Below are 21,119 nucleotides of genomic sequence, written 5' to 3' on the forward strand. Positions count from 1 at the left end.
AAAGTTAGGTGTCCCTTTAGACCAATCTAGTCGACCATGCTTACGAAGCCAAACCAAAACCGTAGAGCAACCTTGGATGCCATACTTCTCTTGGGCTTGTTTGTAAGTGAGGCTTCCTTTTTCAACCTCATCAACTACAGTGAGTTTAAAAGCGAGGGAGTAATCGCGCTGAGTTCTTTTAGTTGTTGATTTCATAACACTCTCCAATTTTGGGGGTGGAAAGTGTCAACCTTATTTAGGACGGCACAGTATTTACCATAAAAGCTGCGCTTTGAGCGCAGCTTTTTTGTATAGAACTAGTCACTGATATCTGGCAGTTGTTTGGCCATTACCACGCCAGCAAAAGTAATAAAAGAGAACACTAACACCACAGCTGAAAGGCTCAAGAAGTTCGAAATAACACCAAGAGAGCTCATTAGAAGCAGCATTATCCCAACCACTGTGTTACTCACGGCTACATAGCTCGTCCGTTTGTCACCTTCTGCGATATCAACTAAATAGGTTTTTCGTCCGACTCGTATTCCGTCGTGGGCAATACAAACACAAAAGTAAAGCAGAGGAATCACGAATAGGCCGCTTTGGCTAGCGGTGACCCATGTATCGTAAACAAATAACACAACACCAAGTAGCGCGCTCATCATTGCGCCTATGACCATCACACTGCGGCTAGAGCGATCGGACATTCTTCCCCAGAAAGGACCTGACACAAAGGAGGCTAAGCCACTCGCAAACATAAAGAGAGCTAGCACCCAGAGCTGTCCACCCAGAGATTGCTGTGCCAGCACAACGTAGTACGGTGCACTCAGCGCAGAACATAAAAATAATGTCCGCGTGATAACGAATCGACGAAAGGTCACGTCTGTCTTAAGTAACGCGAGTTGTTTAAATGCTTCGAGGACGCCATTTCGACCACCGTCTACCTCACCGGCATACTCATTAATTCGCGCATAGACGAATGCCGCGATGAGCCATATGACGCCCGCTAAGCCTAAACTCAGACCGTAAAAGCGCTCTGTCGGCTCTACGTCCCATAACCAGGCTAGTGCCAGAAGGCTAGCGAAAAGCAGCGTAACCAGGCCAGCAGCGCTTGAAGACCAGCCGTTGACTTGACCTCGTTGGTTTTTAGGGATGGTTTTGCCCAATACATCTTTTGATGCGACGGAATTTAAACCGCGTGAGAGGCTGAAGATCACAAGACATGCAATCACACCATAACCCGCAGCTGCTCCTGTTAGAGTTAATGCGACCAATCCGATTGCAAATATGGAAAGAGCCTGCAAGATGCTGCCAATTACCCAGACCCATTTTCTTACTGGAATGCGTCGGATGTAGTGCGCGATGCTAAGTTGTGGGATAAGGGATCCTGACTCACGAATAGGAACCAGCCAACCAATTAAGTAAACCGGAGCCCCGAGACTTTGTAGTATCCACGGCAACGTGACTTTAGGGTTGATTAACGCATCGCCGACCTTCGTTAAAAACTGAGCGAGAATGATTTTAAGAAAGTTGCCGGGAACTTGATGACAAGCTGATTCAGGAATCGCCTTACAGGCACGGGCATCTTCGTCATTAACGATCTTTTCGTAAATGCTGTTTTGTTTGTCCTTGTTCATCAACCTGCCTATGTTCAACTTATTCATTTCGCGAATAAATTAACATTAAACCCAGTTTGATGTTAAGTGAAGCACGTTATCAAGCCCCCAGAAAACCGGTTGTTATTCGCAGGAGCAGATTGTGCTAAAGTGGCGTAAACAAAATAACAACGATATTCAATAAGGATTCTTTCATGGACGCTCTCGATCTTTTGCTCAATCGCCGATCTATCGCGAAGTTATCCGCGCCTGCACCAGAAGGTAAAGCACTTGAGAACATCATTCGTGCAGGCCTTCGTGCGCCTGACCATGCGGGATTAACCCCTTGGCGTTTCGTTATCGCACAGGGCGATGGTTTGAAAAAACTGTCAGATATCTTGGTAAAAGCGGCAGAAGCTGAAAATAGTGATGAAGCGGTGGTAGAAAAGGTAAAGAATGCCCCATTTCGTGCACCAATGGTGATCACTGTTATTGCTAAAGTAACAGAACATGAGAAAGTACCAGCACTAGAGCAACACTTATCTGCGGGATGTGCTGTACAAGCGATGCAAATGGCAGCCGTAGCGCAAGGCTTTCAAGGGTTTTGGCGCTCAGGTAAGTGGATGTTCCATCCAGAAGTTCATCAAGCATTTGGTTTAGAAGGTGACGATGAGATTGTTGGTTTCTTGTACTTAGGCACGCCTGGTTGTACACCGATGAAAGTTCCTGAGCGTGATCTTTCTCAGTTTGTTGAGTTTCTATAACTGAAAACTCGAATATACTGACTGTTTATTTATACAGTTTTCTTGATTTATTAGGGCTACATTCGATAATGTGGCCCTAATTATATTTATTTCCAAAACGTTATGTCTCGTCTGTTTATTGCTGAAAAACCAAGTTTAGGCCGTGCGATTGCCGCTGCACTGCCAAACCCTCAAAAGAAAGATCAAGGATTCATCCGCTGTGGGAACGGGGATATCGTTACTTGGTGTATCGGCCACTTACTCGAACAGGTCGAACCCGACGCTTACGATGAGCGTTACAAAAAGTGGAATATGGCAGATTTACCAATTGTTCCGCAGCAATGGCAGCTCAGACCGAGGAAAAGTGCAAGTAAGCAATTAACAGTGATTCGTAAATTGCTCAAAGAAGCTAAAGAAGTCATTCATGCAGGAGACCCAGATCGAGAGGGTCAGCTGTTAGTTGATGAAGTTCTGGACTATTGCAAGTTATCTAAAACCAAGAAGGAATCCACACAGCGTTTGCTGATTTCCGACTTGAACTTACCTGCGGTGAAACGCGCACTCAGTTCTATGCGCAGTAATCGCGAGTTTATCCCACTTTCAGTTTCTGCATTGGCTCGCTCTCGGGCTGATTGGTTGTATGGCATGAACATGTCTCGTGCTTATACCTTGCTTGGTCAAAAAGCAGGGTATCAAGGTGTTCTCTCGGTAGGGCGAGTGCAAACGCCAGTTCTTGGCTTAGTGGTGCGTCGTGATGAGGAAATCGAAAACTTTGTCCCGAAGGACTATTTTACCCTACATGCTCTGATCCCATATCAAGACGCCAATGGTACTTTTGATATTCGTGCTCGTTGGAAGCCAAGTGAGGCATGTAAGCCTTGGCAGGACGAAGAAGGTCGAGTATTAAACCGTAAGTTGGTGGAAAATGTTGCAAACCGTATCGCAAATCAACCCGCAAAAGTAACAGAGTCGGAACAAAAGCAAACCAAGCAATCAGCACCATTACCCTATTCGTTATCTGCTTTACAGATCGATGCCGCGAAGCGCTATGGTATGAGTGCGCAACAAGTACTAGATACTTGTCAGGCATTGTATGAAAAGCACAAGCTGATCACTTACCCGCGTTCAGATTGTCGCTATTTACCAATGGAACACTACTCACAAGCAGGGACGGTGACAACTGCTATTGCGAATAACGCAAAAGAGTTGCAAGTTGCCGTTCAGGGAGCAGACTTAACATTAAAGTCCAAAGCCTGGAACGATAAAAAAGTGGATGCGCACCATGCGATTATCCCTACACCGAAGCAAGCTAATGTGAATGCGCTTTCCGGCAATGAGATGAAAGTGTATCAATTGATTGCGCGCCAGTACCTCATGCAGTTCTATCCGGCGGCGGTTTACGCAGAAGCTAAATTGGTTTTCGATATCGCTGGCGGTACGTTTGTCGCGAAAGGTCGTCAGTTAGTTTCGCCGGGTTGGAAAGCGCTAATGGGCAAAACTGACAAGGAAGATGAAGGTATTGATGCCGTGCCACCGCTACCCGAAGGCACCGTGTTAACTTGTCGTGAAGGGGAAATAAAAGACCGAAAAACCGAGCCACCAAAGCATTTTACCGAGGCATCGCTGTTGCAAGCGATGACCGGGATCGCCCGTTACGTTGCGGATAAAGAACTGAAAAAAATCCTTCGTGACACTGATGGGCTAGGCACGGAAGCGACTCGCGCTGGTATTTTGGACACGCTGTTCAAACGCCAACTGCTTACGCGTCAAGGTAAGTCAATTCTCAGTTCTCCTGCGGGAAGAGGTCTCATTCATGCCTTGCCAGAAGATTCAACATACCCTGATATGACGGCTCATTGGGAGCACCAGTTACAAGGTATGGCAGAGAGAAATCAAGCATATCAGCCGTTCATGCAAGCACTGGAACAACGCATTGATAGCTTGATGGCACAAGTAAAAGCAGGCCCTATCCCTGATTCATTACGTCATCTACCCAAGGTGGAACGTCCTGCGTTTAAACGTAAAAAGCGCAGTTATTCAAAGAATGGTGGCGCGACTAAATCTCGTGCAACCAAAGGTAAGCAGGCATAGGACAAGCGCGGTGTAATTAAACACCGCGCATGCTTGAAAATAGATTACTCGAACAGGTCACCGTGGTTTTGGATCGCGCCTCTTACTTCACCTTGAGTTAACACGCGTTTGTCCAGTACCTCTTTCACCTGGTTGCCCAAGTCAACTAATGTATCTCGATTCGCTTGAGTTTGGCGTTTACCAGCACTTCTCAAGCAGTAATTTAGTTCGTGCTCTTCGCTAAAATTAACCAAATCCCTATCTGCTGCCATCGTGCTTTCTCCTTATTTGTTCTACTTTTTCCTAAGTCTGGATTGGATGTAGATAAATTCAAGTTAGATTGCGCGAATTATGCTGGTGGATCACTGATGAACATTATGTTTGCCAACCAAGTCACGATTATGAAGCCTGGCTTTGATGGTATTTGGTTTAGTGATGGTTGTGTCTTAATGCTGCTACCAAGGTAACTCAGTACCATCGTAGTTAATAAATCGACCTGAAAGTTGCGGTGTACTCAGCTCTATCACGTTCGCGAGGCCCTGTGCGGAGGTTTGCGTATCTATCAATGCATTTGGTCCGCCCATTGCCGTTTTTACCCAACCAGGGTGAAGCGCTAAAACGGTAAATCCTTCAGGTGTTAAATCATTACTTAAGCTTTTCACAACCGAGTTAAGCGCCGCTTTCGATGAGCGATAAATATAACCGCCACCGGACGTGTTTTCGGTCATGCTCCCCACTTTTGATGAGATACAAGCAATCTTTTTTATCTTGCCTTGTTGTAAGCGAGGGTAACAGTGCTCAACCAGTTTTAACGGAGCAATGGTGTTTACTTCGAAGACTTTACGCCATGCTTCTACGTCAGTATTTCCAAAGCCATATCCCTTGGGGCCGTAATATCCTGCATTATTGATGAGTAAGTCGATGGCAGGGAGTTTATCGGCAAGCTTAGCGACTTGTTCGTAGTGCGTGACATCCAGTTCGTGCAAAACTAGATTGCTGAATTGTGAGGCTAGAGTTTGTAGTTCTGAACTGTTCTCTAAGGAGCGGCTAGTAGCATGTACTTGGTGGTCTTGGTTCAGGTACAGCTCAGTTAAGCTAAGGCCAATGCCGCGATTTGCTCCGGTAATAAAGACGGTTTGACTCATACAAACACCTATGTTTTTTTGATTTCAGTTGAAAGTCATTGTGTTAGCTAAGCACAATAAAATCAACCAACCACCACGCACCAACAACGAGAGATGAAAATAGGGACAGAGCACAAAGAGAGCCAAACAGTGCGCCGAGAATAGCAAAGAAAGTAGAATTCATATGTATATTAAATTTAATTGATATTGAAAATCATTATCAATTAAATTGCATTTTATTCAACCCTTGAAGTTGATACTATTTCGTTACCATTGTTATTAAGAATTTCTCATGCTGCCATTTATCTACCACCCGATTTATTCTCAACTTGAGTTGCCAGAGGGGCATCGTTACCCAATTATGAAATACCAGTACCTCTATGAATCGGTATTGGTGCACATGGAGAAAGATAACTGGAAAGAGCACACGCAGTTTTTCCAGCCCGAAGCATTAACTGTTGGGGAAGTAAAACGTGTTCATGACGAGGAATACGTCGAGTTGCTTGTTAGTGGAAACATGCCAGCTGCGAAGATGCGCCGAATAGGTTTTCCTTGGAGTGAGTCTCTCATTACCAGAACGCTAACTTCAGCAGCGGGCACGGCTCTGACCGCAAAAAAGGCACTTGAGTACGGAGTGGCCATTCATTTGAGTGGTGGGTATCATCACGCACACAAAGAGTTTGGTAGTGGTTTTTGTTTATTTAATGACTTAGTGATCGCGGCTAGGCAAGCACTCGAAGTTGAGCATGTCGATAAAGTATTGATCATTGACAGTGATGTTCATCATGGGGATGGAACAGCAACTTTATGTGACGATGAGCCAGATATTATCACGCTTTCTTTCCACTGTGATAAAAACTTTCCAGCGAGGAAGCCTCAGTCTGACCTCGATGTGCCTTTGGTGCGAGGAACAGGTGATGAGGATTTTTTAATGGCGTTTAAAGAAGTGGTCGATATGGCACTTAATCTTCATCGCCCTGATTTGGTTATCTACGATGCTGGTGTCGATATACATCAAGACGATGAGCTTGGATATTTTGATGTGTCGACGCAAGGGATTTTAGAACGTGATAGATTTTTAATGCAAACAGTGAAATCTCGAGGTATCCCTGTCGCAGCTGTCGTTGGAGGTGGATATCGAACGAATCATGCTGACCTCGTCCCAATCCATTTGCAGCTTATCAATGCCGCTAAAGAAGTCTTTATTGATGAGTAGATACAACTAGACGTAAATATCAAATTGATTCAACACTGGAACGAACGAAAAGGGCATTAATTTTTTGTGGGTTCTTTCTGAGTGTGGCGGAGTGCTTAGTTGCGTTCAAGAAGTGGTAAGTGATTTGTACAAATCTTTTTAAGTCTGGAGATACGAAAAAGCCCGCTAATTTCTTAGCGGGCTTTTTCTAAAAGTGGCGGAGAGATAGGGATTTGAACCCTAGATACGCTATTAACGTATGCCGGTTTTCAAGACCGGTGCTTTCAACCACTCAGCCATCTCTCCGTTGTTGAGGCGCATAATATAAGGCTTTGAAAATGTTGTAAACCCCTAGTTGAACTGATTGGATGTTTACTGCGCAAATTTGTGGTTTGTGTTGTTTAAATAAACAAAAACTCCCCAAAAAGGGGAGTTTGAATAGTATATGGATTGCTAGGTATTAATCGTTTTTAGAATAAAAACGCTGTAACTCAGTTAAACCTTGCATCAAAACTGGCAACTTCGGTGCATCATCTCGAAGTCGTTTGTAGTTTTTGTCATACAGCTTGTAGTTGCCAAACTTATCGATCACTGTGGTTTGTGAGCTAGTAATTAAGGCAAGCTCGCGAGTATCGCCCGCCAAGATCCAGCGACGACGACTTTCATCGAATAGGTTGCGACCACTACTGTAATCATATGGGTTGGAAGATACGCCGAGCATATCTTGCAACAGTGTAACTGAGAGGTCCAAGTGACTTGTGCTGTGATTAAATTCGCCAGCTAGCATTCCAGGCCAATGGATCACCATCGGAACTTGTAATTGATAACGGCTGTAGTTGCTGTTTGCTCCCCAGCTGTTCGTATTGGTTTCGTTAAATTCACTACCGTGATTAGAAGTGATGATTACGATGGTGTTTGTCAGTTGTCCCGTCGTTTCTAGTTCATCAATAATACCGGCGATAGTTCTATCCGCCGACTTCACTGCATATTCATAAGCTTTTTTGAATCGCTCACTTGCGGGCATTTCTTCGTCATTATTTGAAGGAATCGATTCAAAATTATCAACGGTGGTGACTTCGATGTAACTAAACCATGGCTGACTTGCTTTCTCTGCTAACCATGTATTCCAGTTTGCGATAGATTGTTTATCGGTATGAGCTTGCGTGCCATCTAGGTCTTCCGCTAAGTTCAAGTCGCGGAAAACAATTTCTGAGTAGAGATCATCTTCAAACCCACTGCCACTGAATAAACCAAAGTTGTAGCCCTGATCTTTCAGTACATCGAGCAATACTGGGGACGCACCTTGCGCCTTGATGCTTGATGCATAACTAGTCGGTAAGCCGTAGAACAAACCAAAGGCCCCGTATGTATCATTACTTGAGCTGTAATGATTACGGAAGTTCTGATTGTTTTCAGCAAACTCATAGAGGTTAGGCATCTCTTCTTGGTTCAGCGCATCCGCTCGTAAATTGTTTATGCTGATCATCAACACATTGAGCTTATTAACTCGGCGGTTAAACTCAAGCTTTTCAAGAGGGTAGTTGACTAACTCTACGTTGCCTTCGTTTTCTGCTAAACGTTTTAGGTATTCCTCACGGTCAAGTAGACCATGTTTTTCCATAAAACTCTTCGCTGTCATCGGGTAAGACAACGGGAAGTTTGAACGCTGGCTAGTAATTGGGTTGTAAAAATACGCATCTGCCCAAATGTAAACCAAATGGCTGGTCATAAAGCTGAGGAAAAAGACGGCCGCGAGAGGGCGTCCTACGTGCTTATGAGATAGTTTGCGCTGTTTTCGCCATACCCATTCGGATAGTGCGAGTTGAATAAGGAAGATCAGCGGCATCACAACAAATAAATGTTGTAGGTCAGTGCTGAGCGCACTTTTGTCTTCGCTGAATAGTAACTCCCAGACAACGGGAGTTAAGTGCAAATTGATCGACTGATACGCTTGGGTATCAATTAATAATATGGTTTGCCCAACGGTTGCGAAAATCACTGCCACCAAACGGAACAACTTCCGCGATGGCAGGATAAACGTCAACGGGAATAGAACAAGCAAGTAAAGTGCGAAAACTAGAAAGCCAAAGTGACCAACCCAAGAAACCGCCAGATAAAACTGACCAAGTAACGTCTCGGGCCAAGGAGACTGAACAATGTAGCGTGTGCCTATCAACATCGATGCAACGATATTGAAGAATGCAAACCAGTGACCCCAACCAACTAGTCGAGATACACGTTCGCCGTATGAGTTTCCGCTGTCTACCATGTATGTGTTCTATTGTCCGTGATTAGTGTGTTTTTGGTGTTTCTAAAGAAGACATCAGCGCCTGAGCAAATTTTTCAGCAATCGCTTTGCGTTGTGAAGCAGCAACACGTTGATTTAAGACATTGGTTGCGATATTTCCGGCAATCATTAGCGTCAACTCAGGAGAAGCAGCATGTTTTTCAAGAACTGTTGCTACTTCAGCAAGAATTTTTTCTACTTGCTCGTCAGTATATTTAGATGTAATCGGCATAAAGACTCTAATAATGATAGTAAAAGCGGCTTATGATAACCTACAATGCCCATCAACTAAAACCTTGTAGCAAGATAAAATCACTATGAGTCTTCATCTTTCAAACGTTATTCTGCATCAACTGTGCAAAAACGATCAGGACGAGCTGGTTGTAAACTTTCGTCCAGCATCATTAGAGAACGATGCATCTACAGAAAACTTAGTCGCTGAGCTTCACCGAGTATTCCATTCTAAAGCTGGTAAAGGTTTTGGCGCTTTCCAGTCAGACAGCGAATTTCAATTTTGGCTTCAAGAAATGCGCAAAGGAGAGCGAGATTTTTACGACTTCTCACAAATTAGTGCAAATCGCTTGAAAGAAGAGTTGATTAAGTACCCATTTGCGGATGAAGGTATCTTGGTTTTCGCTGAGTATCAGAGTTTAGCAACGGACTACTTGTTCATCGGTATCTTACCAATGAATCAGAGTTTAAAAGTGACCGAAGGTTTGGACATCAGTGCGACAGATTACTTAGATATCACCAAAATGGATATTGCCGCACGCATCGACCTGTCGAGCTACGAGACCGACAAGGAATCCAATCGTTATCTGCAATACATTAAAGGACGTGTTGGCCGTAAAGTGGCGGACTTCTTCCTAGATTTTCTGCAAGCGGATATTGGCTTAGATACTAAACAACAAAACTTAGTGTTGATGCAGGCGGTGGATGATTTTTGTGCTGACTCGAAGCTAGAAAAGCAAGAAGTGAACGAGTACAAGAAACAAGTTTACGACTACTGCAATGAGCAAATTAAATCCGGTGATGAAGTTCAAATCTCAGAACTTTCCGGAGAGCTTCCTCAAAGCCAAGATGGCACGAGCTTTATGGATTTCACCAAAGAGCAAGGGTACGAACTTGAAGAGTCTTTCCCAGGTGATCGTGCGACGGTTCGCAAACTGACTAAATTTGTTGGAGCTGGTGGTGGTTTGAATATTAGCTTCGATAGTCTCTTACTTGGCGAGCGTATTTTTTATGATCCAGAGACGGATACCTTAACGATTAAAGGGACGCCTCCAAATCTAAAAGATCAGTTAAGTCGCAATTAAAATCATATCGTTAAATAAAGAGAGCAAACGGCTCTCTTTTTTTATGTGAATAAGAAACATCCATAGTATATGCTTGTAATTAATGGAGATATGCGAGGGGCAAGTGTTGCTGAAGCTAAAAGAAGGAATACGGCGGTTTGTTTGGTTCTGGTTCGTTTTGTGGTGTGTTTTAGCACTTGGCATTTGGCTGCAAGCCAAACAAACGATTCAAACGATTTCGACTGTAAATGAGTTAGGAAGTAAAGTTGAAGAAGTCAGGCACTTTTTTAACTTCGATCTGCCTTACCGTGTTAAACACGTCGACCAAATTTCACTGAAACTTCAGTTGGCTTATGCAGTTCGATTACAGCTTGAAAGTGAGTTTTCTGAAGGGAAAATCACACCAGACATCACTCAATTACTTTATACGACCGACCGATTTTTAGAAAGTGCTCGAGCTTTTGTAAGAAGTGACAGTGAATTGGTTTCGTTAGCAGAACAGTTACGAAGCAGCCGTGCTCGAACAGAAAACTCTGAGCAAATTCAGGCAATGTACTATCGCTTAGGTGCGCTTGTTTTTGAGTCTGTCTTTAGTGACTCTGCAACGAATAGCGATACTTACCGTGACTTAGACCGACTTTTTATTGAATCAGAGACGCTCTCTCCCGAAGAGCGAAGTGCTCTTCAGCGCCAGCTTGCTCAAACCTCAAGCGCACTATCTGCTCAGGCACAGGGCAGTTATTTATCCAATCAACTGCTTAATCCAGATTTCCCGAACCAGTTAACTTCGATAAATGATCAGTTGGAACAGAAGCTAATGACTTTTATTGTTTGGTTGTCTGTAATCAGTGGTTTGCTCCTTTTCCTCATTTCATGGGGAGCCTTCTCCCCAAAAACGATTCAACCGATACCACTACCCAGAACCGATGATAAAAAGTCAGAGCAAGTTGGCGATGATGAAAATGGAGCTAACACTGTTCCCTCAGCTCAGTCAGAAAACTTTCAAAACGTCCAAATGAACGAAGAAAGTTGTAATGAGGTGAATTCATCACAAGTAGAAGTAGTGGAACGTGAGCCGTACATAGATATCAATAAAATGTTAGATTCTCTGTCTGGTGACGAGGGCGCTGTGCGGATGTTACTGGAGGTCTTTATTCAGGACCACTCTGGCGATGGCACTAAAATGTATCAGCTGTTAGAAGAGGATAAAGAGCAAGCGCAAAGAGCCGCACACAGCCTTAAAGGGGTCTCAGGGAGTTTAGGTGCAATGCCATTGCACTGTATTTCGGGTGATATTGAACTGTTGATTAAACAAGGGCAAAAAGTGCCGGAAGAGAAGTTGGCATGTTTAGATGATGTCCTAAAACAAACCATACTTTTTGCTAATAATGTTATCAATAGTGAAAAGATAACAGAAGCGCTAACAGATTGATATTGCTCTGACTTAATGTCATAAGAGTTGAGGTAATAAAGGTTCGAACTATATGACTTAGTTCGCTTTATTCCTGTTCTATACAATTTGTTAAAGGTGTTTTCATGTCCGTTCGCCGAATGTCTTCAATGATGTTGATAGGGCTGGTTATGATGCTTTCAGGGTGCTCCCTGCTCGAAGTCAAGATCGAGAGTCAAACCGTCCCTCTTACCAAACAAGAGCTCAATATGCGTCTTTTGACTCGTGAGTATGCGCAGCAGTTTTTTGCTCAGGTTGAGCAAGCAGCAGACGCACTACACGAACAATATGAGCCTCATGATAAAGTTCATCAATCTTATATTTTACTTTGGAAGATAAATGCTGAAGAAGGCATCCAAGCTTCTGCATACCAAGTGTCCCCAATGGCTGCACTGATTGATACATGGACTTTCACGCTACAAATGGAACAGTTCTTTACTACCGCTTCTGGTAATGAGCTCTTTGCGTCTGATGAGGCTAAGTTAGTTTCCGTTTATTTAGCGAAAGAGGTAGATAAACTGGCTCAATCTTTATTGAAGAAAGAAGCATACATCAAGACAAAAACGTTTGTTGCAGAGTTCGCCAAGCAGCATCCATTCGCTGATTTAAGCATGATTAGGACTCCGGCTTACCGTAGGTGGTTAGATGCAAACCAAATTAGCGAAGAGGAAGCCGTTACAACGCTAGGCACGATGCCAGAAGCACTCGGGGATGTCTCTGATCGTCTAAGTCTGGTATCAGAGCAGACACCAAAAATTATGACGTGGAAAGCGCAGTTGTTGGCCTTGAATAGCTCTGCCAGTATCGAAAAAGTCAATGCGGCGCTCAATAGTTTGCAAGTTACCGCTGATTCGATGAGGGATTTTATCGATAACAACCCAGAGTACATGCGCTATTTGGCAGAACAAATGGCGCTGGAGTTACAACCCTTGGTTGACGATATCGATCAAAGGACGGAGGCGCGTTTATCTCAGTTGGGTGAAGAACGCCAAGCTATAGAGCTGATGGTTGCCAGAGAGCGCCAAGAAATCGCACAGATCATTACCCATGAGCGCGAGAAGTTTGCTCAAGATATGGATCGAGTGTCGCAAGAGGTTGTGAATCTCGCCATGACTAAGCTGATTGAACTTGTCAAAAGTACCATCATCTACTTTATTCTGTTCATTGCCGTTATATTCTTTGCACCGCTTGGATTGGGCTATTGGTTTGGGAAGCGTGCAGCCGTGAAAACGCCAGTCAAACAAAGCTAACGATTTGTTTTGGAAATAAAAAAAGAGCGCTTTAAAGCGCTCTTTTTTAGTATTGAATTCGGAAGGTAGGTTCTTCCTATCTCTGCGAAGTTAAGCGGTTTGCTGCTTTAATTTGCCTTCAGCTTCTTCAACTGCTTCTGCTGTTGGTTCGCACTTATCAACAAACCAACCCATGTAAGAAGTGAAGATCGTTACGATGATACATACAAAACTCAGCCACATAAACGGGGCATAAGACAGTGTAGCAACACCCAAAATACTGGCCATGTAGATACCGTTGTCACTCCAAGGGACCATACCTGAGGTTAGCGTGCCGCCAAATTCTGCGTTACGAGACAAATTCTTACGTTTGTAGCCTAGACGGTCATAGTTCTTCGCACAGATTTTTGGGGTCAGAATAAGTGAAACGTACATCGCTGAACCAAATACGTTGCCCATAAAGGCCGTACCAATTGTGCTTGTTGCCAATGAACCTGCACTTTGAACGCGTTTTTCAAACAGCTTCGCGATAGTCTCTAGCACGCCTACTTTATCTAGTAGACCGCCAAAACCAAGGCCGAATACGATAACCGCTACCGACCCAAGCATTGAAGACATGCCGCCACGGTTAAGGATTGAGTCAATGAAATCTACGCCAGATGAGATTGCAAACGGAGCCCAAGCCGTGTTGAACGCGGTTAGGAAATCGACATCTTGGATCATCACTGCCCAAATAATACCTAGCAGAGAACCAAAACTGATCACTGGGAATGAAGGCATACGCATCGCTAGAAGTGACAATACGATGATCACAGGAACAAATGAGTAAGGGGTGATGTAGAACTGCTGTTCCATCGCTTTAATGACAGAGTCTACCTGGCTCATGTCAACTTGACCTGCGTAGTGGAAGCCAAATGCAGTAAACATAATGCCTGTAATAATGTAGCTAATGAGTGCTATCGGCAACATGCCTTTAATATGTTCCATCACTTCAACGTTAGACATAGATGAAGCAAGGATTACTGAATCCGATAGAGGCGACATTTTGTCACCAAAGTAACAGCCTGAAAGTACGGCACCTGCAGTGATTGGCGCAGGAACACCAAGACCTTGACCGATACCCATCATTGCAATACCTGCCGTGCCAGCCGCACCCCAAGACGTGCCAGTCGCTAGCGCAGTCAATGAACAGATGATCATGGTCGCGAGCAAAAAGATGGAAGGGTGGATTGCTTTAAGGCCGTAGTAAATAATGGTTGGAACAATACCACCAGAGATCCAAGTACCTACAAGCGCGCCAACGGCCAAAAGGATTAAAACGGCTCCAAGTCCATTGGAAATGCCATTTAGTGCTGCTTTTTCCAGATCTTTATACTGATGGCCAAGCTTTATGCCCAATATCATGACAATGAACCAACCGATGTATAGCGCTAGCTGAATCGGTAGGTCTAGCTTGGCTGTGAACGAAAATGCCAGCAGGAGAAATAAACCGAGCGAGATAAATACCTGTATCAAGCTTGGTAGGCGTGGTGTAACTTGCTTCATATGTGCCTCTGTCAATCTTGGAGCAATAGAGGAAGGCGCTCCTTGTTGTAATCGCGCATAACATACATTAACAAAAATTATATTTCGAACATTTGGTGTTTTATCTTGATGTTCGTCGGTAAAAACGTTTGCTTGTGAAATTAACTGTTAGTTTGTTTTAACTTTTTTGGTTTTAAATGTTGTGTGATGTGAAATTATTGTGCTTCATGTGTTATTTTCTCATTGAGTGGTAAGACCAATTAGGGGGCTAAAGTGCTTTCCCTACTTGAAAAATGGTTAAAACCGCAAACCAAACACTAAAAAATCTCGTGTAACCCTGTTTTTCAGAGGAAAAGGTTAAAAAACGCGCTTATTTACAAAATAGGGGTTGAGATTTTGCTGTGAAAAATTAACTATGGGGTAGGTTTTTTAATACATGGAGAGTTAATACGATGAGAGTTGGTTTAGTTGGTTGGCGCGGTATGGTTGGTTCAGTCCTTATGCAGCGTATGGTTGAAGAGAAAGACTTCGACCTAATCGAACCAGTATTCTACAGTACTTCTCAAGTTGGTATTCCTGCTCCTAACTTAGGAAAAGACGCAGGCTTACTGCAAGACGCGTATGATATTGAAAGCTTAAAACAGCTTGATGCGGTAATCACCTGTCAAGGTGGTAGCTACACAGAAAAAGTTTTCCCTGCACTTCGTCAGGCTGGTTGGAAAGGCTACTGGATTGACGCGGCCTCCACGCTACGTATGGCTGAAGATTCGATCATCACACTTGATCCAGTGAACTTAAAGCAAATCCAACAAGGCATCCACGGTGGCACGAACACATTTGTCGGTGGTAACTGTACGGTTAGTTTAATGCTAATGGGGCTAGGTGGTCTATTTGAGAAAGGCCTTGTTGAGTGGACAAGCGCAATGACTTACCAAGCCGCATCTGGTGCTGGTGCGCAAAATATGCGTGAATTGATCTCGCAAATGGGCGTTATCAATGACTCTGTTAGCTCTGAACTTGCAAACCCATCAAGCTCTATCCTAGATATCGATAAGAAAGTCGCGGATACAATGCGCAGCGGCTCTTTCCCTACAGATAAATTCGGTGTGCCACTAGCTGGTTCGTTGATCCCATGGATCGATGTGAAGCGCGATAATGGTCAGAGTAAAGAAGAGTGGAAAGCGGGCGCTGAGGCGAATAAAATTTTGGGTTCTCAAAGTTCACCTGTTCCAATTGACGGTACTTGTGTGCGTATTGGCGCGATGCGTTGTCACTCTCAAGCACTTACTATCAAGCTTAAACAAAATGTACCAATGGACGAAATCGAAGAAATCATCGCCACTCATAACGATTGGGTGAAAGTGATTCCTAACGACCGTGACATCACTGCTCAAGAGCTAACGCCGGCAAAAGTTACGGGCACAATGTCTGTACCAGTGGGTCGTCTACGTAAGATGGCAATGGGTGATGATTTCCTAAATGCTTTCACTGTTGGTGACCAACTGCTTTGGGGTGCTGCGGAGCCATTGCGTCGTACTCTGCGAATTATTTTGTCTGAGAAAGCATAATCACATCAATCCTTTATTTGATGACAAAATAAAAGAGCTCCTTAGGGAGCTCTTTTTTCATGCGTCGTCTTCCGTTCGAACGACTCTTTTGTCTGGATCGGCCAGTTCACTACCACAATGTTTACAGTAAATTGCGTCAGAGTCGTGCCCTGCGTGGGAGCAGTTTGGGCATTTCACCAATACTTTGTGCGATTGCATCTCTTGGTGCAGTTCGGCAGTGAAAATACCTGTAGGTACCGCCAAAATGGAATAACCCAGTAACATGGTGAGTGATGCAAGCCCTTTACCTAGGTCTGTTTGAGGGACCAAGTCACCATAACCAACCGTTGTGATGGTCACGATCGCCCAATAAATACTTTTAGGAATGCTAGTAAATCCGTTTTCAGGTCCTTCAATGATAAAAATCAATGAGCCGAAAATCGTTACCATAATGGCGACGGAACTAAAGAAGATAAAAATCTTTCTGCGCGCCATAAGCAGTGAACGTAAGAGGATATTGGACTCTTGGAGGTATCGGACTAACTTGAGTATGCGGAATATTCGCATCACTCGCAGCGCCCTGATCACACCCATAAACGAAGCGGATGGGAAGAAGAGTGCTAAATAGGTGGGCAAAATCGCAAGTAAATCGACGACACCATAAAAACTCTTTGCGTAGGCGGCAGGTTTAGGAGAGCAATAAAGCCTTAGAAGGTATTCAATCGTGAATAGGCCAGTAAATGTGTATTCAATAAACTTCAGCTCTTTTTCCCACTCGGCCCGAACGGAGGGTATCGAATCTAACACCAGTACGATTAACGAACTGATGATCGCGATAATGAGAGCAATATCGAACGTTTTACCAGCTTTGGTATGAGTACCAAAAATGGTGACATATAGAGTATGTTTAAGAGAGTCAGTCGTCATGACAAAGCGATCCATTGTTGAATCGCTCTATCATACAATTTTATAGAAACTCAGGCTAATCCTGGAAATAAGTTGCGTAAGCCATTCGCAATGAACTCTATGCCAAGCGCGCCCAATATCAAACCCATGATACGAGTAATGACGTTGATTCCAGTTTGACCTAAAAATCGTACGATCAATGGGGCAGAACGGAATAATAGCCATGAACAAAGGCAGAACAAACCAATCGTAATACTAATGCCCACGGTATCGAACATGCTTGGGTAGCGTGCACCATAAACAATAGTCGAACTGATTGCACCAGGACCTGCCATTAAAGGCATTGCAAGAGGGACCACACCAATCTGTTCACGACTGACGTATTCCGTTTTCTCTTGTTTGTTCTGCTTATCTTCCCCCAGTTTACCGCTCATCATCGAGAATGCGATGCTAAGTAATAGCAACCCGCCAGCGACACGAAACGAATCCAGAGAAATACTGAACATGTCTAACAGTAACTGACCAGCAAAAAGCGAAATGATCAGGATGACCGCAACAGCCACATTTGCTGTTGTTGCCGTATTGCGCTTTTCGTCTGGTGTCATATGCCCGGTTAGTGACACAAACACAGGCATGATACCAACAGGGTTTACTGCGGCGACCAAACCGAGAAAAAACTGCAAGAAGATAGCAAGTTCAAAAGTTTGCATGTTGCGTACTCATCAAAGTTCACATTAGTGAAAAGGAGAAGGGGTAATTTGGGCGTAATGTAAGGCAAAAGTTAGGTTGTAAGAAATGAAAAAAACTAACGCATTCCCTGCCATTTAAGTGAGAAAAACTAATTCTTTAATAAACTGTATCTAATCTGGAAAGGAAATGTTACGTATAAAGTTGCTGATAAATCGCACTGTTTTACATAAACGTTAACATTCGCACATTTTTGATAAAAACCAAGGTGGTTTGTAGAGAGATGTATTCGGTTCGATATACTCTCAGTAGCACAAAGAATTGGGCCTACATGTAATTTTGTTGGTCAAAAATGAAACTTTTTTACAGGTTGTTGTAGTTTCTTTTATTTATTTGTCCATTTGCTTCTTTTTTACTCAATAAAAAATGAAAGTTAATTTATTTGTTTATCAGTGATTTATGTCATTTTGGTGTGATGAGGCACCACTTTGGTAGTATTTAGGTGGTGAGAACTGATCCAAGTCAATTTTTTTCACACTCTGAAATATTATACTCAGTCCTGAAAGCAATTTACTAAGACGTTTGTTTTCTAAGTGACTGATAAACAGTAAAAACGATAAGTAATAGCCTTAGTAAAAAGTTTTTAATATTTGTTAATTTTAGGAGATTCCCTATGCCTGTAACTAATATGGCTGAACTAGATGCAATGGTTGCTCGCGTTAAGAAAGCGCAAGAAGAGTTCGCTACTTACTCTCAAGAGCAAGTAGATAAAATCTTTCGTGCAGCATCGCTTGCAGCTAACCAGGCCCGTATCCCGCTAGCTCAACAAGCGGTAGAAGAATCTGGTATGGGTATTGTTGAAGATAAAGTAATCAAGAACCACTTCGCTTCTGAGTTTATCTACAACAAATACAAAGACGAACAAACGTGTGGCATCTTAGAAGAGGATGACAACCTAGGTACTATGACTATCGCTGAGCCTGTAGGCATCATCTGCGGTATCGTACCAACGACTAACCCAACTTCTACAGCGATCTTCAAATCTCTAATCTCTTTGAAGACTCGTAACGGTATCATCTTCTCACCACACCCACGTGCGAAAAACTCAACTAACGATGCAGCTAAACTCGTTCTAGATGCAGCAGTAGCAGCAGGCGCACCAAAAGACATCATCGGTTGGATCGACCAGCCTTCTGTTGAGCTTTCAAACGCTCTAATGAAACACGATGACATCGCGCTTATCCTTGCAACTGGTGGTCCTGGCATGGTTAAAGCCGCTTACTCTTCTGGTAAGCCAGCAATCGGTGTAGGTGCAGGTAACGTTCCGGTTGTTATCGATGAAACAGCAGACATCAAACGTGCTGTTGCTTCTATCCTTATGTCTAAGACTTTCGACAACGGTGTAGTATGTGCTTCTGAGCAAGCTGCAATCGTAGTTGATGAAGTATACGACGAAGTGAAAGAGCGTTTTGCTTCTCACAAAGCTTATGTCCTAAGCAAAGCAGAAGCTGATAAAGTTCGTAAAGTGCTTCTTATCGATGGCGCGCTAAACGCGAAAATCGTAGGTCAGCCAGCAGCAGCAATCGCTGAAATGGCAGGCGTTAAAGTTCCAGCAGACACTAAAGTTCTTGTTGGTGAAGGTCTGGGCAAAGTATCTCACGATGACGCATTCGCTCACGAGAAACTATCTCCAACTCTAGGTCTATTCCGTGCTGACAACTTCGAAGACGCGGTTGCTCAAGCGGTAACTATGGTTGAGATTGGTGGTATCGGCCACACATCTGGTCTTTACACTAACCAAGATACTAACGCTGATCGTATCCGTTACTTCGGTGACAAGATGAAGACAGCTCGTATCCTAATCAACATCCCGACTACTCACGGCGGTATCGGTGACTTGTACAACTTCAACGTTGCGCCATCTCTAACGCTAGGTTGTGGTTCTTGGGGTGGTAACTCTATCTCTGAGAACGTAGGTCCTAAACACCTAATCAACAAGAAAACTGTAGCGAAGCGAGCTGAAAACATGTTGTGGCATAAACTACCTAAGTCAATCTACTTCCGTCGTGGTAGCCTTCCAATCGCACTGGGCGATCTAGAAGGTAAGAAACGTGCATTCCTAGTAACTGACCGTTTCCTATTCAACAACGGTTACGCAGATGACGTAGTAAGCCTACTAAAAGCTCAAGGCATGGAAGTTCAAACATTCTTCGATGTTGAAGCTGACCCAACACTGTCTGTAGTAGAAAAAGGTGCGGCTCAAATGGCTAGCTACCAACCTGACGTTATCCTAGCGCTAGGCGGTGGTTCACCAATGGATGCAGCGAAAATCATGTGGGTAATGTACGAGCACCCAGAAACTCACTTTGAAGAACTAGCAATGCGCTTTATGGACATCCGTAAACGTATCTACAAGTTCCCTAAAATGGGTAAAAAAGCTGAGCTTGTATGTATCACTACAACTTCAGGTACTGGTTCAGAAGTTACTCCATTCGCGGTTGTTACTGACGACAAGACTGGTGCTAAATACCCACTAGCTGACTACGAAATCACGCCAAACATGGCAATCGTTGATGCGAACCTAGTAATGAACATGCCTAAGTCTCTAACAGCATTTGGTGGTTACGATGCAGTAACTCACGCTCTAGAAGCTTACGTTTCTGTTCTTGCTAACGAATACTCAGATGGCCAAGCTCTTCAAGCACTTAAGATGCTAAAAGAGTACCTACCATCAAGCTATGCGAACGGTGCAAATGACCCAATCGCTCGTGAGAAAGTACACAACGCAGCTACTATCGCTGGTGTTGCATTTGCGAACGCATTCCTAGGTGTTTGTCACTCAATGGCTCACAAACTGGGTGCTGAGTTCCACTTGCCACACGGCCTAGCTAACGCACTACTTATCTCTAACGTGGTACGTTACAACGCGAACGACAATCCAACTAAACAAACTGCGTTCTCTCAATACGACCGTCCACAAGCACGTCGTCGTTACGCTGAAGTTGCTGACCACCTAGGCCTAAGCCAAGAAGGTGACCGCACTGCTCAGAAGATTGAACGTCTACTAGCATGGTTGGATGAACTAAAAGTTAACCTAGACATCCCAATGTCTATCCAAGCGGCAGGTGTTGCTGAATCAGATTTCGTAGCGAAACTGGATGAGCTAGCGGTAGAAGCGTTCGATGACCAATGTACTGGTGCGAACCCACGTTACCCTCTAATCAGCGAACTTAAAGATGTGTTGATGGCTTCTTACTACGGTAAAGCATTTGTTGAAGGCGAAACTTTCGAAGGTACAACTGTTATCAAGAAGAAAGCAGACCAAGAAGCAGCAAAAGCAGCACCTAAAGCAAAGAAAGAAAAAGCTGACGCGTAATTAAAAAATCGAGTGAGCAAGGTTTTCGCTAGCACGGAACCTTAATCGGGAAAAGGTTAAAGCCCCAGTAAAATGACTGGGGCTTTTTTTTATTTTGGTGCAGGAGTTACATCTG

The 21,119-nt window shown here is 43.8% G+C and carries 16 protein-coding genes, 1 tRNA gene and 1 pseudogene; 8 read left to right on the top strand and 10 right to left on the bottom strand.

The genetic code is table 11. The annotated features are described in order from the left end of the window. Together NL626_RS10545 and NL626_RS10550 are read right to left on the bottom strand one after the other, a co-directional pair. Window positions 1-195: pseudogene (locus NL626_RS10545) on the bottom strand (IS3 family transposase); the annotation flags it as partial. A 101-nt stretch (window positions 196-296) separates the two neighbouring features. Then, window positions 297-1,613: an MFS transporter gene (locus NL626_RS10550; RefSeq protein WP_253657323.1), complete on the bottom strand. Its 1,317-nt coding sequence runs from the start codon at window positions 1,611-1,613 to the stop codon at window positions 297-299. 173 nt (window positions 1,614-1,786) lie between these two features. Between NL626_RS10550 and NL626_RS10555 the strand changes: the two genes are divergently transcribed. After that, a complete protein-coding gene (locus tag NL626_RS10555) occupies window positions 1,787-2,335 on the top strand; it encodes an NAD(P)H nitroreductase (RefSeq protein ID WP_005380711.1) in 549 nt (182 codons plus the stop codon). A 102-nt stretch (window positions 2,336-2,437) separates the two neighbouring features. Next, complete coding sequence (locus NL626_RS10560; protein ID WP_253657324.1) at window positions 2,438-4,405, top strand: DNA topoisomerase III; 1,968 nt, start codon at window positions 2,438-2,440, stop codon at window positions 4,403-4,405. Between the two features lie 44 nt (window positions 4,406-4,449). On the opposite strand, the gene NL626_RS10565 is transcribed toward NL626_RS10560, so the two are convergent. Then, window positions 4,450-4,656, bottom strand: coding sequence for a hypothetical protein (locus tag NL626_RS10565; RefSeq protein WP_005380717.1), 207 nt, complete (start codon window positions 4,654-4,656; stop codon window positions 4,450-4,452). Between the two features lie 183 nt (window positions 4,657-4,839). Then, the gene (locus NL626_RS10570) at window positions 4,840-5,529 is read right to left on the bottom strand and encodes an SDR family oxidoreductase (RefSeq protein ID WP_253657325.1); all 690 of its coding nucleotides are present in this window, start codon (window positions 5,527-5,529) and stop codon (window positions 4,840-4,842) included. 271 nt (window positions 5,530-5,800) lie between these two features. Here NL626_RS10570 and NL626_RS10575 point away from each other — a divergent pair, with 271 nt between their 5' ends. Beyond that, complete coding sequence (locus NL626_RS10575; protein ID WP_005384909.1) at window positions 5,801-6,724, top strand: histone deacetylase; 924 nt, start codon at window positions 5,801-5,803, stop codon at window positions 6,722-6,724. A gap of 194 nt (window positions 6,725-6,918) precedes the next feature. Here the strand turns inward: NL626_RS10575 and NL626_RS10580 are convergent. The 3 genes from NL626_RS10580 to NL626_RS10590 form a co-directional block, all read right to left on the bottom strand. Beyond that, a tRNA-Ser gene (locus NL626_RS10580) sits at window positions 6,919-7,009 on the bottom strand. A gap of 154 nt (window positions 7,010-7,163) precedes the next feature. Further along, window positions 7,164-8,972 (bottom strand): DUF3413 domain-containing protein, encoded by a 1,809-nt coding sequence (locus NL626_RS10585; protein WP_253657326.1) that lies wholly within the window; start codon window positions 8,970-8,972, stop codon window positions 7,164-7,166. A gap of 22 nt (window positions 8,973-8,994) precedes the next feature. Further along, window positions 8,995-9,222 carry a YejL family protein gene (locus tag NL626_RS10590; RefSeq protein ID WP_005380722.1) on the bottom strand — a complete coding sequence of 76 codons (228 nt, stop codon included), beginning with the start codon at window positions 9,220-9,222 and terminating at the stop codon, window positions 8,995-8,997. A gap of 85 nt (window positions 9,223-9,307) precedes the next feature. Here NL626_RS10590 and yejK point away from each other — a divergent pair, with 85 nt between their 5' ends. The 3 genes from yejK to NL626_RS10605 all read left to right on the top strand — a co-directional run bounded on the left by yejK (window position 9,308) and on the right by NL626_RS10605 (window position 12,985). Then, complete coding sequence (gene yejK / locus NL626_RS10595) at window positions 9,308-10,306, top strand: nucleoid-associated protein YejK (protein WP_005380723.1); 999 nt, start codon at window positions 9,308-9,310, stop codon at window positions 10,304-10,306. A gap of 82 nt (window positions 10,307-10,388) precedes the next feature. After that, window positions 10,389-11,717, top strand: coding sequence for an Hpt domain-containing protein (locus NL626_RS10600; protein WP_253657327.1), 1,329 nt, complete (start codon window positions 10,389-10,391; stop codon window positions 11,715-11,717). 104 nt (window positions 11,718-11,821) lie between these two features. After that, the gene (locus tag NL626_RS10605) at window positions 11,822-12,985 is read left to right on the top strand and encodes a chemotaxis protein (protein ID WP_253657328.1); all 1,164 of its coding nucleotides are present in this window, start codon (window positions 11,822-11,824) and stop codon (window positions 12,983-12,985) included. 90 nt (window positions 12,986-13,075) lie between these two features. Here the strand turns inward: NL626_RS10605 and nhaC are convergent, their stop codons facing one another. After that, window positions 13,076-14,509 (bottom strand): Na+/H+ antiporter NhaC, encoded by a 1,434-nt coding sequence (gene nhaC / locus NL626_RS10610; RefSeq protein WP_005384900.1) that lies wholly within the window; start codon window positions 14,507-14,509, stop codon window positions 13,076-13,078. A 431-nt stretch (window positions 14,510-14,940) separates the two neighbouring features. On the opposite strand from nhaC, the gene asd reads away from it, so the two are divergent. Beyond that, on the top strand, window positions 14,941-16,056 hold the full coding sequence (gene asd, locus NL626_RS10615) for an aspartate-semialdehyde dehydrogenase (RefSeq protein WP_005380727.1): 1,116 nt from the start codon (window positions 14,941-14,943) through the stop codon (window positions 16,054-16,056). Window positions 16,057-16,113: 57 nt separating this feature from the next. On the opposite strand, the gene NL626_RS10620 is transcribed toward asd, so the two are convergent. Further along, complete coding sequence (locus tag NL626_RS10620; protein WP_005380728.1) at window positions 16,114-16,977, bottom strand: ion transporter; 864 nt, start codon at window positions 16,975-16,977, stop codon at window positions 16,114-16,116. A gap of 35 nt (window positions 16,978-17,012) precedes the next feature. Then, on the bottom strand, window positions 17,013-17,651 hold the full coding sequence (locus NL626_RS10625) for a YchE family NAAT transporter (RefSeq protein WP_104975506.1): 639 nt from the start codon (window positions 17,649-17,651) through the stop codon (window positions 17,013-17,015). A gap of 650 nt (window positions 17,652-18,301) precedes the next feature. Between NL626_RS10625 and adhE the strand changes: the two genes are divergently transcribed. Further along, complete coding sequence (gene adhE, locus NL626_RS10630) at window positions 18,302-21,004, top strand: bifunctional acetaldehyde-CoA/alcohol dehydrogenase (protein ID WP_005380731.1); 2,703 nt, start codon at window positions 18,302-18,304, stop codon at window positions 21,002-21,004. The last annotated feature ends 115 nt before the right edge of the window (window positions 21,005-21,119 follow it).

The sequence above is a fragment of the Vibrio sp. Y58_MX_L22 genome (assembly GCF_024181865.1).
In the GTDB taxonomy this organism is placed as follows: domain Bacteria; phylum Pseudomonadota; class Gammaproteobacteria; order Enterobacterales; family Vibrionaceae; genus Vibrio; species Vibrio alginolyticus.

What these genes read in the sequence shown, in the direction of transcription:
- NL626_RS10620 (WP_005380728.1), bottom strand. Translation starts at nt 16,977, where the DNA reads ATGGATCGCTTTGTCATGACGACTGACTCTCTTAAACATACTCTATAT.
- NL626_RS10585 (WP_253657326.1), bottom strand. Translation starts at nt 8,972, where the DNA reads ATGGTAGACAGCGGAAACTCATACGGCGAACGTGTATCTCGACTAGTT.
- asd (WP_005380727.1), top strand. Translation starts at nt 14,941, where the DNA reads ATGAGAGTTGGTTTAGTTGGTTGGCGCGGTATGGTTGGTTCAGTCCTT.
- nhaC (WP_005384900.1), bottom strand. Translation starts at nt 14,509, where the DNA reads ATGAAGCAAGTTACACCACGCCTACCAAGCTTGATACAGGTATTTATC.
- NL626_RS10605 (WP_253657328.1), top strand. Translation starts at nt 11,822, where the DNA reads ATGTCCGTTCGCCGAATGTCTTCAATGATGTTGATAGGGCTGGTTATG.
- NL626_RS10590 (WP_005380722.1), bottom strand. Translation starts at nt 9,222, where the DNA reads ATGCCGATTACATCTAAATATACTGACGAGCAAGTAGAAAAAATTCTT.
- NL626_RS10560 (WP_253657324.1), top strand. Translation starts at nt 2,438, where the DNA reads ATGTCTCGTCTGTTTATTGCTGAAAAACCAAGTTTAGGCCGTGCGATT.
- NL626_RS10555 (WP_005380711.1), top strand. Translation starts at nt 1,787, where the DNA reads ATGGACGCTCTCGATCTTTTGCTCAATCGCCGATCTATCGCGAAGTTA.
- NL626_RS10550 (WP_253657323.1), bottom strand. Translation starts at nt 1,613, where the DNA reads ATGAACAAGGACAAACAAAACAGCATTTACGAAAAGATCGTTAATGAC.
- NL626_RS10575 (WP_005384909.1), top strand. Translation starts at nt 5,801, where the DNA reads ATGCTGCCATTTATCTACCACCCGATTTATTCTCAACTTGAGTTGCCA.
- NL626_RS10600 (WP_253657327.1), top strand. Translation starts at nt 10,389, where the DNA reads ATGGAGATATGCGAGGGGCAAGTGTTGCTGAAGCTAAAAGAAGGAATA.
- NL626_RS10565 (WP_005380717.1), bottom strand. Translation starts at nt 4,656, where the DNA reads ATGGCAGCAGATAGGGATTTGGTTAATTTTAGCGAAGAGCACGAACTA.
- NL626_RS10625 (WP_104975506.1), bottom strand. Translation starts at nt 17,651, where the DNA reads ATGCAAACTTTTGAACTTGCTATCTTCTTGCAGTTTTTTCTCGGTTTG.
- yejK (WP_005380723.1), top strand. Translation starts at nt 9,308, where the DNA reads ATGAGTCTTCATCTTTCAAACGTTATTCTGCATCAACTGTGCAAAAAC.
- NL626_RS10570 (WP_253657325.1), bottom strand. Translation starts at nt 5,529, where the DNA reads ATGAGTCAAACCGTCTTTATTACCGGAGCAAATCGCGGCATTGGCCTT.
- adhE (WP_005380731.1), top strand. Translation starts at nt 18,302, where the DNA reads ATGCCTGTAACTAATATGGCTGAACTAGATGCAATGGTTGCTCGCGTT.